Origin of the sequence: Lysinibacillus sp. NPDC093216 (genome assembly GCF_050280325.1) — a bacterium.
GTDB lineage: Bacteria > Bacillota > Bacilli > Bacillales_A > Planococcaceae > Lysinibacillus.
In genome coordinates this window covers 239,816-255,930 of record NZ_JBNNVB010000004.1, presented here as the reverse complement: position 1 = coordinate 255,930, position 16,115 = coordinate 239,816, and the positions used below count along the sequence as shown (strand labels likewise).

Genomic DNA, 16,115 nt, shown 5'->3' with positions numbered 1-16,115 from the left:
GTGGTGATATAAAAGTGAAACGTGATAAGCCAAAATATAAGCAAATTATTGATGCAGCTGTCATCGTTATTGCAGAAAATGGGTATCACCAAGCACAGGTATCGAAGATTGCTAAACAGGCAGGGGTGGCCGACGGAACAATCTATTTATATTTTAAAAATAAAGAAGATATATTAATTTCTGTCTTTAATGAAAAAATGGCTGTTTTTGTAGAGTCATTACAAGATATAATAGAAAATGGAAGTACGTCTAAGGACAAACTTTCACGAATGATTGAAAATCATTTTAATGTTCTAGCGACAGATCGATACCTAGCAACCGTCACACAATTGGAACTACGACAATCGAATAAAGATTTACGACTGAAGATCAATTCGGTGTTAAGAGAGTATTTACAATTACTTGATCAAATTTTAATCGAAGGTATGCTGTCAGGTGAGTTCAATCAAACGATGGATGTACGCTTGGCACGTCAAATGGTATTTGGAACAATTGACGAAACCATTACATCGTGGGTTATGAATGAATATCGATATGATTTGATAGAACAGGTTCCAAAAGTTCAGGCATTAATCTTGAACGGCATTAAAGCTTAAAAGGATGTGGAGAAATGGAATTTCTAAGTTGGAAAGCAGAGGATGGAGTAGCGATTATTACAATTGCACGCCCACCAGCAAATGCATTATCTCGTGGGATCATTACCGAAGTAAATGCTGTGCTAGATGAAGTAGAAAATGATGACACTGTACGTGTCCTTGTACTTCATGGCGAAGGTCGTTTCTTCTCAGCTGGTGCAGACATTAAAGAATTTACAGAGGTTGGATCTGGTGATGAATTTTCAAAACTAGCGAACAATGGGCAACAAGTTTTTGAGCGAGTTGAATCGTTCTCTAAACCTATTATTGCTGCAATTCATGGTGCTGCACTAGGTGGGGGCCTTGAACTAGCGATGAGCTGTCATCTGCGCTTTGTGACAGAATCTGCGAAATTAGGACTACCTGAATTACAATTAGGTCTTATTCCAGGTTTTGGGGGTACACAACGACTACCTCGATATGTAGGGGTTGCAAAAGCTGCAGAAATGATGTTTACAAGTGAGCCGATTTCTGGTACAGAAGCTGTACAATGGGGTTTAGCGAATCGTGCATTTACAGATGAAGCATTATTGGAAGAAACGCTAAAGGTAGCGAAGAAAATTGCGAAGAAGAGCCCAGTTGCTTTAAAAGCAGCTATTCAAACATTGCAATATGCTAAGCATGCTTCGTTTTATGAAGGTATTGAGGCAGAAGCAAAATCCTTTGGCACAGTATTCGTTTCGGAAGATGCAAAAGAGGGAATTCAAGCATTTATTGAAAAACGCGAGCCTGTGTTTACTGGTAAATAATATTCCATCAGTGTCGATAGCGACTTGAAAGAGTGATATCGACGTTATCGACACTGAAAATATATAATATTTATAAGTTTACTTAGAAATAAAAAACGTTGCAGGAGGTATGGATATATGAATATTTTTGCATTAATTAAACGTACGTTTGATACAGAAGAAAAAATTGTTGTGTCGGGTGGTAAAATCCAAGAGGATGGCGCAGAGTTCATCATCAATCCTTACGATGAATATGCCATTGAAGAGGCAATCCAAGTACGTGACGCTGCTGGCGGTAAAGTAACAGTTGTATCAATTGGTGGCGAAGATACAGAGAAGCAATTGCGTACAGCTCTTGCGATGGGAGCAGATGAAGCAGTTCTTATTAATACAGAAGACGATCTAGATGAACTGGATCAAAATGCAGCAGCATATATTTTAGCTGAATATTTAAAAGATAAAGATGCTGATTTAATTTTAACAGGAAACGTTGCAATTGACGGAGGCTCTGGCCAAGTAGGACCTCGTGTTGCAGATTTACTAGGTATTAACTATGTAACAACAATTACAAAGCTTGAGATTGACGGAACATCTGCGAAAATTGTACGCGATATTGAAGGTGACTCAGAAGTTATCGAGACATCTTTACCACTTTTAATAACAGCTCAACAAGGTTTAAACGAGCCACGTTACCCATCTTTACCAGGGATCATGAAAGCGAAGAAGAAACCGCTTGCAGAACTTGAGTTAGATGATTTAGATATTGATGAAGATGATGTAGAGGTTAAGGTAGAAACAGTTGATATTTTCTTACCGGCTCAAAAGGCAGCAGGCCGTATTCTAGAAGGCGAACTTTCTGCACAAGTAAAAGAGCTAGTAAACCTACTTCATACAGAGGCGAAAGTAGTTTAAGTCATCTGATGACACAAATCGAATCTTAAAGGGTAACGGAGGGAATATACTATGACAAAAAAAGTATTAGTATTAGGTGAAGTTCGTGAAGGAAGCTTACGTAATGTTTCTTTCGAAGCAATCGCAGCTGCAAAGCAAATCGCAGACGGTGGTGAGGTTGTTGGTGTTCTTTTAGGGGATGCCGTAGCAAACTTAACTGGTCCATTATTTGAATATGGTGCAGATCGTGTTGTAACAGTGGAGCATCCACATTTAAAACAATATACATCTGATGGCTATGGTCAAGCTTTATTAGCAGTAATTGAGGAAGAAAAGCCAACTGGTATCGTATTTGGTCATACTGCAAACGGTAAAGATTTATCACCGAAAATTGCAAGTAAATTACAAGCAGGTCTTGTATCTGATGTAACGTCAATTGAGGGTGCTGGCGATGATGTTGCATTCATCCGTCCAATTTACTCTGGTAAGGCTTTTGAAAAAGTTAAAGTAAAAGACGGTTTGGTTTTAGCTTCAGTTCGTCCAAATAATATTGCACCATTAGAAAAAGTAAGCGGTAAATCAGGTGACATCACTTCTATTACTGTAGATATTACAAACCTTCGTACAATCATTAAAGAGGTAGTACGTAAATCTTCAGAGGGTGTTGATCTTTCTGAGGCAAAAGTAGTTGTAGCAGGTGGTCGTGGCGTAAAATCTGAGGAAGGCTTTGAACCATTAAAAGCGCTAGCAGATTTACTTGGTGGTGCAGTTGGTGCTTCACGTGGTGCATGTGATGCTGAATATTGTGACTACTCACTTCAAATCGGTCAAACAGGTAAGGTAGTAACACCAGACCTTTACATTGCAGCGGGTATTTCTGGAGCTATTCAACACTTAGCTGGTATGTCAAACTCAAAAGTAATCGTTGCGATTAATAAAGATCCAGAAGCAAATATTTTCAAAGTTGCGGACTACGGTATCGTAGGTGATTTATTTGAGGTAGTGCCTCTTTTAATCGAAGAATTTAAAGCGTTAAAAGTGAATGCCTAATTAAATTATCTTCATTCAGCAAATTTACTGAATGAAGATAAAGCCTCCGGCGGATGTCACGGATTTTGAATTGTGCAGGCACAATTCGAAATCCGGACACAATTACGCCAAGGCGAAATTAATATTTGTTTTGTAGCGGGGAGGATGTGTCTTCCCCGCTTTTTTGCGTTCGAATTTTTTGATTTTTTAAAGTTATTGCAAAATAAAATGTTGACATAATTAATTTTAGAACGTATAGTGATGAATATTAATTTAACTTCTTTCAGCGGATCAAACATCTGTACCTGTCGCTACGCTTTCGGTACAAAAAACATCCGCTGAAAGAAGTTAAAGCCTCCGGCGGATGTCATGGAATCGGGAAGGAGTTCTTTGTGCAAGCACAAAGCCGATTCCAGACGCAATTATGCCGAGGCATAATTGATTTTTATAAAGAAACGCAAAGATTAGGAGTAGTAAAAGCTCATTATTTGGTGAAGAGAGCTGCGGGTTGGTGCGACGCAGTCCAATAAGACTTTGAACTTGCCTAGGAGCGGTAAGATAAATGGAATTTGCAGAATATTCTATTTGCTGGACGGTTAACCTTCGTTATTAGGTTTTAAAGCTGGGTTCTAATAGAACCAATTAGAGTGGTACCGCGGTTTGCTTATGGCATATCGTCTCTTCTTTCATTTGATAATGAAGGATCAGACGATATGCCTTTTTTGCGTCTAGGCTAAAGCGCTACATCCTCGAGGTCGCTTCGATCCCCGGGCAAAAATGGAGGAGCACTTACTTTTGCTTCTGGCTCTCCAGCGCTTGTCGGATGTAAACGAGCACTTTAGCGCATTTGTTGATTTTAGGAGGTAAGGAAATGGAAAATGATAATCAGAAATTACAGAGAACGATGACCTCACGGCATATTACGATGATGGCTTTAGGTGGTGCCATTGGTGCAGGGTTGTTTAAGGGAAGTAGTACAGCCATTGATATGGCAGGACCATCAGTACTAATTGCGTACTTAATTGGTGGGATTATTCTGCTATTTGTTATGCAAGGTTTAGCAGAAATGGCAGTCCGCAATAGCGAAGCGAGAACATTTAGAGATTTAGTGCAAGCCGTTTTAGGAAAGTATCCAGCTTATTTCCTAGATTGGATTTATTGGAAAATGTGGGTGTTAAATATTGCGGCGGAATCTATAGTTGCGGCCATTTTTATTCAGTATTGGTTGCCAGATTATCCAATTTGGATACTTGCATTATCTGTTTCGGTGTTAGTTACAGCCATTAACTTGTTATCGGTGAAAGTTTTTGCTGAAACTGAATATTGGCTGGCGTTAATTAAAATTACCGTTATTGTGGTGTTCATCATAGCGGGATTAATTTTATTGCTTGTTACTTTTGGTAATCATACAGCTGTTGGTTTTTCAAATTTAACGGAGCATGGTGGTTTCTTCCCGAACGGATCAATGGGGTTGATTGCTGCAATGCTTGTAGTTATTTATTCTTATGGTGGTACTGAAATTATTGGTATTACATTAGCGGAAACGAAAAATCCAGAGAAAGTAGTGCCAAAAGCTGTTCGCAGTACATTAGTACGTATCGTGACTTTTTATTTAATTCCTTTCTTTATTATCGTTAGTTTGATTCCTTGGAATGAAGTAAACGGGGTGCCAGAAAGTCCGTTTGTAATGGTTTTTAAAATGATTGGGATCCCTGGTGCTGACCATATTATGAACGCTGTTGTTCTACTTGCTATTATTTCATCAATGAACTCGGGACTTTATGGTTCATCACGTGTTCTGTATACACAAGCTGTGGACGGGCGTGTACCTAAAATCTTTGCCCATTTATCAAAAAGAAAAGTTCCGGTATATGCCATATTAGCGTGTACGTTAGCTTTATATATGGCTGTAATATTTTCTTTATTTGCGGGAAGCAAAACTTTTGATTTCCTAATGGGTTCGCTTGGATATACCGTGTTATTTATTTGGTTAATTATTGCGATTGCACATCTGAAATCGCGTAAAAAACAGCCGGAAAAAACAAGTACCTATGCAGTAAAATTGTTCCCTTATACAACTTGGATCGCTATTATTGCGTTAAGTGCAATTCTGATTGGTATTATTTTCACAACATCTATTATCGTAACAGGTATTACATTAGCTATTTATCTCTTTATTACGCTAACTTATGTCTTTAAAGGTCGTTTTCAAGAAAATGAGGCTAAATAACAAATCAACTTAATGCCTTTTTCGACCTTATTTTTCATAATTTTTGCATACTAGGCAGATTGTTCGCTCAAGAGAATTTATCCATGCTATACTACAAACATAGTAAGTTTAAGGAGGATTTCAAATGGCAATTGTACATGCAACAGATGCAACTTTCCAAGACGATATTAAAGAAGGTTTAGTACTAGTAGACTTTTGGGCTGCTTGGTGCGGACCATGTAAAATGATTGGACCAGTTCTTGAAGAAATGGATGCTGCAGGTAGTGCGGCTAAAATTGTAAAAGTAGATGTAGATAACAACCAAGGTACTGCAGCGCAATACCAAATTATGTCTATCCCATCATTACTTTTATTCAAAGACGGTGAATTAGTAGATAAAACTGTTGGTTTCCAACCAAAAGAAGCGTTAGAAGCATTTATCGCAAAACATGCTTAATTTGTAAGAAAAAAAGAGTCAAGCCATCAATATGATGTGCTTGGCTTTTTTTCGTTATATAATATAGAGGAAAAGCGAACGTTATATTTGAGAATAGACAAATCTTTATTTGCTTTTTTAGAAAAAGGGGGCAGGTAGGCGATGAATGATTTAATTAAACGAAAGCTTGAAATTTTACCAGATCAGCCTGGCTGCTATTTGATGAAAGATCGACAAGGAACTATTATTTATGTCGGGAAGGCAAAAGTGCTGAAAAATCGAGTACGCTCGTATTTTACTGGTACGCATGAAGGGAAAACACAGAGACTTGTAAGCGAAATAGAAGACTTTGAGTACATTGTGACATCTTCCAATATTGAAGCTTTAATTTTAGAGCTTAATCTTATAAAACTACATGATCCGAAGTACAATATTATGCTAACGGATGATAAAACGTATCCGTATTTAAAAATTACAAATGAGAAACATCCACGTCTTATTACAACACGAAAAGTGAAAAAGGATAAGGCGAAATATTTTGGGCCATATCCGAATGCGTATGCAGCAAGTGAGACAAAAAAGCTGCTAGATCGTTTGTATCCTCTGCGAAAATGTGTACAACTCCCTACCAAGGTTTGCTTGTATTATCACATGGGGCAATGTCTAGCCCCTTGCGTGAAGGATATTGAAGCTGAAACTTACCACGATATGATTGAGGATATGACAAAATTTTTAAATGGTGGAGTTGAGGAAGTCAAAAAGGAGCTAGAAGTAAAAATGCTAGCGGCCGCAGAAAATTTAGAGTTTGAGCGTGCAAAGGAATTTCGCGATCAAATTGCACATATCGATACAGTCATGCAAAAGCAAAAAATCGTATCAAGTGATACAACGAATCGTGATGTATTTGGCTATGCCGTCGAGAAGGGTTGGATGTGTGTTCAAGTTTTCTTTGTTCGTCAAGGAAAGCTTATAGAGCGAGATGTCTCGATTTTCCCGGTTTATCAAGAGGCAGAAGAGGAATTTTTAACGTTTGTTGGACGATTTTACGAGAAGCTAGAGCACATTAAACCTAAGGAGATTTTTATCCCACAATCTATTGATGCAGATATTTTAACGGAATTACTAGAAGTTAAGGTACTGACACCAAAACGTGGGCAAAAAAAAGAGCTAGTTGAATTAGCGACGAAAAATGCTGAAATTGCTGTAGCAGCGAAGTTCCAGCTTATTGAACGTCAGGAAGAGCGCACAATAGGAGCATGTGAGGCGCTCGGTGAAGCGATGGGCATTTCTACGCCGTTACGGATTGAAGCCTTCGATAATAGTCATATGCATGGGACAGATGCTGTATCTGCAATGGTTGTATTTATCGATGGAAAACCTGCGAAGAAGGAGTATCGAAAATACAAAACACGTACCGCCGCCAAGCACGATGATTACGGGGCAATGCAGGAAGTAATACGTCGTCGATACACACGTGTATTAAAAGATGGTCTACCTTTACCGGATTTAGTACTAATAGATGGTGGGAAGGGACAAATGGAAGTCGCGCGTGAAGTATTAGAGGATGAGCTCGGCCTTGTCATTCCAATTGCCGGATTAGCAAAAGATGAAAAGCATAATACTTCACAGCTTCTATTTGGTGATCCACCAGAAGTTATTGCGTTAAAACGTACAAGTGATGGATTCTACTTATTACAACGAATTCAGGATGAAGTACACCGCTTTGCTATAACCTTCTTACGACAGCAGCATGAGAAACACGCTATACAATCTGTCCTCGATAATATAGAGGGAATTGGTCCAAAGCGAAAACAACAATTACTCAAGCATTTTGGTTCTGTCAAAAAAATTCGTGAGGCAAGTATGCAGGCATTACAAGAAGCAGGGATGCCTGCTAATCTTGCTAGCAATATTCATGCTTATTTTCATTCAGCAGAAGACTCTCACCTCTAAAGGTAGTGAGATGAATGCAGATGGAATTCCTTTTCAGTGGGTGTACAAACACCTACTGAATGAAAATAAAGCCTTCGGACGCATTGTTTATCTGTGCGAAAGCGAAGCGTCAGCGGCAAATGTCTTCTGCGCGAAAGCGAAGCGTCAGCGGCAATTACGCCAAGGCGAAATTGATTTTCGACAAGACACATTGTCAAAGGATTAGACGTATGCTAAGGTTGTATATAACATTGCTCTTCAATAAAGCGATGTTATATACGGCGCCTTAGTTTTTTTAGTAGTTTCTACTTATTGAATTGGAAATTTCTTCACTAAGGTTCAATTAAATACGATCACTATTTAGTGATGATAGAGGTGCAAGGTTCAAGAGTAGTACATGCGAGGACGAACAAGTCCAGTGAAAATGTATGAAAGGGGAACTTGCCGAAGTGGAGCATCGTTGTTTCCGATGCTGTGCTGGTTTTACATTTAAGAGATGTAAGACTGTCGATTCTAAACGTTTCGGAGAGCTATCACACATGCGCAAGTTACTTTATTGTACATGTTATAGGCAGCTTTCACGTTATGTGAGGAGCTGCCTTTTTAGTTTTCCGAAACAACATTTTTTCAAGTCTGTTACTTTTACCTAAGAGGTGAAGGGGTGCTATTTGCTTTTGTGGTGTTATTTTGTGAAAAGCTGCAAAAGCATAGCTACTTTATAATCAGTAAAATGATTGAATACGAAGGAGAATGATAAAGATGGCGAGAGTTGTGATGAAATTTGGTGGTGCTGCATTAGCATCAACAGAGCACATTCAAAATGTTGCGCAAAAGGCGATTGCAGAAAAGGAAAGAGGTTTTGATGTTGTCGTTGTCACTACAGCTATGAGGAGTATATCTAAAGAATTAACAAAGATGGTTCGTGATTTATCAGACAATGCATCTAAGCGTGAACTAGACGCATTACTTTCAACAAGCTCACAACTTACTAGTACATTAGTGGCAATTGCTTTACAGGAGGAAGGATATGATGCTGTGTCATTAACGGGCTGGCAGGCAGGCATTGAAACTGATGCTATGTATAGCAATGCCCGTATTGATGGGATGGATGCTAGACGAATAGAAGAGCATTTTGTACAGGGGAAAATCGTAGTCGTTGCTGGGGAACAGGGTATCGATAATTTACGGAATATTACGACGTTAGGTAAAGGTGGGGCGGAAACGACGGCTATAGCCATTGCAGCAAAATTGAAGGCGAAGCGGGTAGATATTTACACGAATGTGGATGGAGTCTATACAGCTGATCCAAGTCATGTTGCTGGGGCACAAAAGCTAAAAGAAATTTCCTATGATGAGATGCTAGAGCTATCAAACTTAGGGTCACAAATTTTACACCCGCGAGCTGTAGAGTTAGCAAAGAAGTTTCAAATCCCGGTTATCATTAGGTCGAGCGAAATAGATACAGTAGGTACTTTATTGAAGGAGGAAGTTGAAATGGAAAAAAATTTAATTGTACGAGGTGTTGCCTATGAGTCAGACGTTATTCGCTTAACGATTGGTTATGATGCTTATTCTAATGCTTCGTTAGCAGATATGTTCACAATACTTGCGGAAAATCGTATAAACGTCGATATAATCGTACAAGCAATAATTGATGGCTTAAAGCCGACTGTATCATTTACCATTTTAAAAGAGGAGTTCGCTGAAGCATTACGTGTACTAGAAGATAGTAAAGTATCACTAGGATTTAGTTTTGCTGATTTTGAAATTGGTTTAGCGAAAGTTTCCATTATTGGATCTGGTATGGCATCTAATCCAGGGGTGGCTGCCCGAATGTTTGATCGTCTACGCCGTGAAGATATCCCTGTAAAAATGGTAAGTACTTCTGAAATAAAAGTGTCTGTCGTTGTACCTCAGGACGAAATGATTCGTGCAGCAAATGCATTACATGATGAATTTAATTTATTTCAGGAAATGTCTTTTGTACAGAAAGTGTAGCGACAACTGAGTGATCAACTTCGTGCCGCTGACGCTACGCTTTCGCGCAAAAAACATTTGTTGGCCTAATGCCTTCGGACGCAATTTAAAAGAGTCAAAGATGGATAGAGCACCCAAAGTCAAATTCGTGGATAGAGCCACCAAAATCGTGGATAGAGCACCCAAAGTCGTAGATAGAACCACCAAAGTCGTGGATAGAGCACTCAAATTCATGGATAGAGCCACCAAAATCGTGGATAGAACAGCCAAAGCGACGGAAAGAAGGGCATAATTGATTTTAGAACAAGCGCTTTTCATATAATGTTGAAGAGGATGTGTCAGTAAAAGGCACATCCTTTTTTGTTCACATCAATTTAATACTTTATCTAATTCTATTGTTATATAATAAAATATGACATGTTTTACCAAAGGGAAGGTGGAAGTTTGTATGGGGTTATTTGGTTTATTTCAAAAGTCAATGGATGAAAGCGTTGAGAAGCACAACGATTTAGAAATACAAATATTAAAAAAGCGAATTTTGGAATTGGAACTTGAGCAGGAAAGTATTGATGTGAAAAATGCGATTTTAGACTTTGTACTAGCGCATATGGAGTTAATTAATTTTCAAACGGCTTTAAAGGTTCAAAATGTCTCTACGAGTGTAGGGGATATTTCAGCAATGAGTGAAGAAATGTCGTCAAATACAGAGGAGGTGCTTGCGGTTGAGCAAAATGTTAATGCAAACATTCAAGAAATAAAACAGCATTCATTACTACTTGTAGAAGAAATGGAATCATCCATTTCAAAAGGTGAAATGGTTCAGGAGCTGTTGACCAAAGGAGCAAATTCAACAGAGCAACTGAATGATGAAATGACTAAAATGGATGATATCAGTAAAGGTGTAACCGGGATTGCCGATCAAACGCAACTACTATCTTTAAATGCCTCTATTGAAGCCGCACGTGCTGGTGAGCATGGAAAAGGCTTTAATGTTGTCGCGATGGAGGTAGGGAATTTAGCCAACAGCTCGAAAGGTTCATTGCAAGAAATGACAAAGATTCGCTCAGTCATTGATAAGAAATTACATAATACAATAACAAATATTAAAGAAGTCGAACATTATTTAACTGACTTTATAAGTGTCATGAAGGACAATATTGCTAATCTGACTGTAACAAGTAGAAATATTGAAGAAGCAGCACATGGTATTCATCAAATAACAGTTGCATCAGAAGAAAATGTAATAGCTGTAGGTCGTTTAGCGGAAACGACGACGGAATTATCACATTCTAGTGACTTCTCGGATATAATACAAAATCAAGTATCTGAAATGTTAAAAGCTATTGCACCGACAATCAGAAAACCATCAGAGCAAACGGTAGTTAGCCAATTGGCAGCAAGGTTAATGGATCATGCTAGCTTTTTACGAAATGCTATTCAAAAGGCTGGTCAGAAAGAAACGATAAAAACGTATCATCAATGTATGTTTGGAAAATGGTATTACGGACATTTTGAGGAATATCAGAACTTACCAGAATATCGTCATATTGAACAACCACATGAATTAGTACATATGGCCGCACAAAAATTAGTGAATGAACTGTCAATTAATAACATAGAAGAAATGATTCAACACTCACTTAATATTTTGGAGGCATTTATTGGGTTAATAGATGTACTTTTAAAAGAAAGACGTGCACAACTATAAATTAGAAAAATGATTCGTAAACATAAACGAGGGGGTGATTTCCGTTCTGGCTAGGCGCTTTGTAGCTGTCGCTTTGCTTTTCGCTACAGAAAACATTTGTTGCTGACGCTTCGCTTTCGCGCAGAGCAGAGCTTCCTGGGGGCGTCCGATGAGCCGCTTCACTCGCTATGCTCGCTCCAGGGTCTCGGGCCAACACGATGTTGGTTACGAAGGCGTTATCACAGGACGTGATGTTCTTAGCCTTCGTTCCTCTATTGCTGATCCCCAAGGAGTCGCCCAGCCTCCACTCCAATCAGCCAATTCACATGACATACGCTTTAGCAACATGTCATCCCTAAACTCATCATCATAACGAGGGGGTGATTTCTGTTCCATCACGACGCTTTACTGGGGGCGTCCAATGGAGCTACTTCGCTTGTCCATTTATGACGCTACTCCAAGGAGTTGCCCAATCTTCGCTACAATTAACTTCTATTGTATACATAAAAAGGATTGTCATCCATAAATGTGGGATGGCAATCCTTTTCGTTTTATTCTGTAGGAACGGTATTCATGATTCTTTCTTTAACGTCCCATTTTACTGTGAACGTTACATTTTGTTGCTTTTCACGTTTTTCATCATAGCATTCTGTTAAATAACCTTTTACTTGCTGGATTTGCTCAGCTATAAATCCTGCTTCAAGTCTAAAGCTTCGAAGACCGATTTGTAACAGTTCTGGATCATTTGTCAACTGGAATATACGTCCATCTTTCGATTCTTTGACAAGCTCTAAATTACCCCAACAGGCATCTGCGAAAAATGCGATAAGTTCATCTTGACTTGTACATGGGAACTTCCGAGCTAGATCTTTTCCTGCCCAGTAAAGGACATCATCTTCGTGTTTACCAAGAATGGAAGATAAAATATAATCGCGAATTATCTCATAGCCAAATGCTGAGATTGTAGGAGATGAAGTGTTTAACATTGAAAGCCTTCTTTCTTAGAATTTTCTTAAAATTCGACACTGATAAAGTAAAGATAGATTTTTCGAGAAAAAACGATGCATCATGTACTAGATTACTTATTTAATAAGGAATATGAAAAACTTTAAGTTGCCTTGACGCTCGTAGCTCTTGAGAGTACAATAAACATGTCATAATATTGTACCATGATGAAATACACAGTCAATGAAGTATCAGTTACAAAATGATGACTTCTTTAGTTGTGCTATTTTAAGTACTAAGGGGGGTAACAGTCTTGTCGAAAGATCGAGAGTTTTTATGGCGTCGCTTACATTCTCTACTTGGTATCATTCCAGTAGGTCTGTTTTTAACGATGCACCTGTTCATTAACTTTACAGCAACAGGCGGAGCAGAAAGTTACAACGATGCTACCGCAGTAATGGAAAAGATTCCATTCCTTATCCTAGTTGAATGGATTGTCATTTATATTCCATTAATGTTCCACGCATTCTATGGTGTCTACATTGCATTCACTGCTACACCAAATACAGGACGTTTCAGCACATACCGTAACTGGATGTACTCATTACAACGTTTCACTGGTGTATTCTTAGTGATCTTCATTGCATGGCATATTTTCCAAACTCGTATTCAAAAAGCACTTGGTACAGAAGTTGATTACGACATGATGGCGGATATCGTTTCTAATCCATTCATGCTTGGATTCTACATCGTTGGTATTATATCAGCAACTTTCCACTTATCTAACGGTTTATGGGCATTCCTAGTTAGCTGGGGTATTGTACAATCTCCTCAGTCTCAAAAGATTGCTACTTATGTAACAAACATTATTTTCGTAATTCTAAGTGTAGTTGGTGTGGCTGCTATTTTAGCTTTTGTTTAATTTAATAGAAGCTACTATAGAGTACATGCAATCATTGCAATTTTTTAAGAGGAGTGAGAAATAATCATGGCGAAAAGCAAAATAATTGTTGTCGGCGGCGGTCTAGCTGGTCTGATGGCAACGATTAAAGCAGCTGAAGTTGGTACTGAAGTTGATTTATTCTCATTAGTTCCTGTAAAACGCTCACACTCTGTATGTGCGCAGGGCGGAATTAATGGTGCGGTAAATACAAAAGGTGAAGGGGATTCTCCTTGGATCCACTTTGATGATACAGTTTATGGTGGGGACTTCTTAGCGAACCAACCACCTGTTAAGGGTATGTGTGATGCAGCCCCTGGTATTATTCACTTAATGGACCGTATGGGTGTAATGTTCAACCGTACACCAGAAGGTCTTCTTGACTTCCGTCGTTTCGGTGGTACTTTAATGCACCGTACAGCCTTCTCTGGTGCAACAACTGGTCAGCAATTACTATACGCACTAGACGAGCAAGTTCGCTCTCACGAAGTAGCTGGTTTAGTGAACAAATATGAGCATTGGGAATTCCTTGGTGCAGTAGTCGATCCTGACGGCGTTTGTCGTGGTATCGTAGCGCAAGATATGCGTACAGAAGAAATCAAATCATTCCGTGCAGACGCTGTTATTATGGCGACTGGTGGCCCTGGTATTATCTTCGGTAAAACAACAAACTCTGTTATTAATACAGGTTCTGCTGCTTCTATCGTTTACCAACAAGGTGCTTCATACGCGAATGGTGAGTTCATCCAAATTCACCCAACAGCGATTCCTGGAGATGACAAAAACCGTCTAATGTCAGAGTCAGCTCGTGGAGAAGGTGGCCGTATTTGGACTTATAAAGACGGTAAACCTTGGTACTTCCTGGAAGAAAAATATCCTGCATATGGTAACTTAGTACCACGTGATATTGCAACACGTGAAATTTTCGACGTTTGTGTAAACCAAAAACTTGGTATCAACGGCGAAAACATGGTATACCTAGATCTTTCTCATAAAGATCCACATGAATTAGATGTAAAACTAGGTGGTATTATTGAAATCTACGAAAAATTCGTAGGTGATGATCCACGTAAATTACCAATGAAAATTTTCCCAGCAGTTCACTACTCAATGGGTGGATTATGGGTTGACTACAACCAAATGACTGAAATTCCTGGTCTATTTGCAGCAGGTGAATGTGATTATTCTCAACATGGTGCAAACCGTCTTGGTGCGAACTCATTATTATCTGCTATCTATGGCGGTATGGTTGCTGGACCAAACGCAGTAGATTATGTTAAACATCTTAAAAAGCATGCTGAAGATATTCCACAAGAAGTATTCGATGCTCGCGTTAAAGAAGAACAAGCTAAGTGGGATGCTGTCATGAAAATGGACGGCACAGAAAACGCTTACTTGCTTCATAAAGAGCTTGGTGAAATGATGACAGCTACTATGACAGTAGTACGTTACAATGACCAACTTCAAGATACATTGAATAAACTTGATGAATTCCAAAAACGTTGGGAAAACATTAACATCAACGATACACAAAAGTGGAGTAACCAAGGTGCTCACTTTACGCGTCAGTTAAAAAATATGATTTACCTTGCGAAAGTAATGACAAAAGGTGCATTATTACGTAATGAATCTCGTGGTGCACATTATAAGCCAGACTTCCCGAACCGTGATGATGAGAACTTCTTAAAAACAACAATGGCGAAGTTTGATCCAACTACTGGTAACCCAATCATTACTTACCAAGAAGTCGACGTTTCATTAATTCCACCACGTAAACGTGATTACTCTGCGAAAGGAGACTAAGAATTATGAATATCGCAGCTAATACTGGAAGAATGGTAAAAGTTGAAATTTTACGTCAAGATACAAAAGGTGGCAATGGCTACTGGCAGAAATTCGAAGTTCCTTATCGCCATGGTATGAACGTCATTTCTGTATTAATGGAAATTCAAAAGAATCCAGTTTTGTCAAATGGTGAAAAAACTACACCAGTTGCATGGGATATGAACTGTCTTGAAGAAGTTTGTGGTGCATGTTCAATGGTTATCAATGGCCGCCCACGTCAATCTTGTTCAACTCTTGTTGACCAATTGACTGAGCCAATTAAACTTGAGCCTATGAAAACTTTCCCAGTTATTCGTGACTTACAAGTTGACCGTGAACGCATGTTCAATGCACTTAAAAAAGTTAAAGCATGGGTTCCAATTGATGGTACTTATGATTTAGGTGAAGGTCCACGTATGCCAGAAGGTAAACGTCAATGGGCTTATGAATTATCTAAATGTATGACTTGTGGTGTATGTATGGAAGCGTGTCCAAACGTGTCTGAAAAAGCTTCATTCATCGGACCAGCACCATTATCACAAGTACGTCTATTCAACACTCACCCAACTGGTGCAATGATTAAAGACGAACGTTTAAATGCAATCATGGGTGATGGAGGCCTTGCAAACTGCGGTAACTCACAAAACTGTGTAGCTGCTTGTCCAAAAGGTATTCCTTTAACAACATCTATCGCATCATTAAACCGTGCAACTACAGTGCAAATGTTCCGTAACTTCTTCGGTTCTGACCACTACGTTGACTAATAGTACAAGCTTTACTCCCAAACTCCCTTACACTAAATGTGTAAGGGAGTTTTTTTCTATGAAAAATATTAAATAATTTTGTAGAATAAAACTCGTAAATGCTTGATTGATCCTACTC

General features: G+C 38.8%; 14 protein-coding genes, 1 riboswitch and 1 other annotated feature. Of the genes, 13 read left to right on the top strand and 1 reads right to left on the bottom strand.

From position 1 onward, the window contains the following. Window positions 1-14: 14 nt before the first annotated feature. From ACQKOG_RS07415 to ACQKOG_RS07370, 10 genes are all read left to right on the top strand, one after another. Complete coding sequence (locus ACQKOG_RS07415; RefSeq protein ID WP_049667778.1) at window positions 15-596, top strand: TetR/AcrR family transcriptional regulator; 582 nt, start codon at window positions 15-17, stop codon at window positions 594-596. Window positions 597-610: 14 nt separating this feature from the next. Beyond that, the gene (locus tag ACQKOG_RS07410) at window positions 611-1,384 is read left to right on the top strand and encodes an enoyl-CoA hydratase (protein ID WP_370075572.1); all 774 of its coding nucleotides are present in this window, start codon (window positions 611-613) and stop codon (window positions 1,382-1,384) included. Window positions 1,385-1,501: 117 nt separating this feature from the next. Beyond that, window positions 1,502-2,275: an electron transfer flavoprotein subunit beta/FixA family protein gene (locus ACQKOG_RS07405; RefSeq protein ID WP_049667561.1), complete on the top strand. Its 774-nt coding sequence runs from the start codon at window positions 1,502-1,504 to the stop codon at window positions 2,273-2,275. Window positions 2,276-2,326: 51 nt separating this feature from the next. Next, window positions 2,327-3,304 carry an electron transfer flavoprotein subunit alpha/FixB family protein gene (locus tag ACQKOG_RS07400; protein ID WP_370075571.1) on the top strand — a complete coding sequence of 326 codons (978 nt, stop codon included), beginning with the start codon at window positions 2,327-2,329 and terminating at the stop codon, window positions 3,302-3,304. A gap of 430 nt (window positions 3,305-3,734) precedes the next feature. Then, window positions 3,735-3,968 (top strand) — a binding site (T-box leader). 186 nt (window positions 3,969-4,154) lie between these two features. Further along, window positions 4,155-5,513, top strand: a complete 1,359-nt coding sequence (locus ACQKOG_RS07395; protein ID WP_370075570.1) for an amino acid permease — start codon at window positions 4,155-4,157, stop codon at window positions 5,511-5,513. A 124-nt stretch (window positions 5,514-5,637) separates the two neighbouring features. Then, window positions 5,638-5,949 carry a thioredoxin gene (gene trxA / locus ACQKOG_RS07390; RefSeq protein ID WP_004226420.1) on the top strand — a complete coding sequence of 104 codons (312 nt, stop codon included), beginning with the start codon at window positions 5,638-5,640 and terminating at the stop codon, window positions 5,947-5,949. 141 nt (window positions 5,950-6,090) lie between these two features. Beyond that, the gene (uvrC, locus tag ACQKOG_RS07385; protein WP_402868458.1) at window positions 6,091-7,881 is read left to right on the top strand and encodes an excinuclease ABC subunit UvrC; all 1,791 of its coding nucleotides are present in this window, start codon (window positions 6,091-6,093) and stop codon (window positions 7,879-7,881) included. Between the two features lie 10 nt (window positions 7,882-7,891). After that, complete coding sequence (locus tag ACQKOG_RS07380; protein WP_370075568.1) at window positions 7,892-8,086, top strand: hypothetical protein; 195 nt, start codon at window positions 7,892-7,894, stop codon at window positions 8,084-8,086. A 136-nt stretch (window positions 8,087-8,222) separates the two neighbouring features. Further along, a riboswitch (Lysine riboswitch) is annotated at window positions 8,223-8,401 on the top strand. Between the two features lie 218 nt (window positions 8,402-8,619). Continuing rightward, a complete protein-coding gene (locus ACQKOG_RS07375; protein ID WP_427445807.1) occupies window positions 8,620-9,858 on the top strand; it encodes an aspartate kinase in 1,239 nt (412 codons plus the stop codon). 427 nt (window positions 9,859-10,285) lie between these two features. Beyond that, the gene (locus tag ACQKOG_RS07370) at window positions 10,286-11,545 is read left to right on the top strand and encodes a methyl-accepting chemotaxis protein (protein WP_427445805.1); all 1,260 of its coding nucleotides are present in this window, start codon (window positions 10,286-10,288) and stop codon (window positions 11,543-11,545) included. Between the two features lie 530 nt (window positions 11,546-12,075). On the opposite strand, the gene ACQKOG_RS07365 is transcribed toward ACQKOG_RS07370, so the two are convergent. Further along, window positions 12,076-12,510: a YslB family protein gene (locus tag ACQKOG_RS07365; RefSeq protein ID WP_370075562.1), complete on the bottom strand. Its 435-nt coding sequence runs from the start codon at window positions 12,508-12,510 to the stop codon at window positions 12,076-12,078. A gap of 272 nt (window positions 12,511-12,782) precedes the next feature. Here ACQKOG_RS07365 and ACQKOG_RS07360 point away from each other — a divergent pair, with 272 nt between their 5' ends. From ACQKOG_RS07360 to sdhB, 3 genes are all read left to right on the top strand, one after another. Beyond that, window positions 12,783-13,391, top strand: coding sequence for a succinate dehydrogenase cytochrome b558 subunit (locus ACQKOG_RS07360; protein ID WP_370075560.1), 609 nt, complete (start codon window positions 12,783-12,785; stop codon window positions 13,389-13,391). Window positions 13,392-13,457: 66 nt separating this feature from the next. Then, window positions 13,458-15,212, top strand: a complete 1,755-nt coding sequence (gene sdhA / locus ACQKOG_RS07355; RefSeq protein ID WP_370075558.1) for a succinate dehydrogenase flavoprotein subunit — start codon at window positions 13,458-13,460, stop codon at window positions 15,210-15,212. Between the two features lie 5 nt (window positions 15,213-15,217). Continuing rightward, entirely contained in the window at window positions 15,218-15,997 is a 780-nt protein-coding gene (gene sdhB, locus ACQKOG_RS07350) for a succinate dehydrogenase iron-sulfur subunit (RefSeq protein WP_370075556.1), read from the top strand. Window positions 15,998-16,115 lie beyond the last annotated feature (118 nt).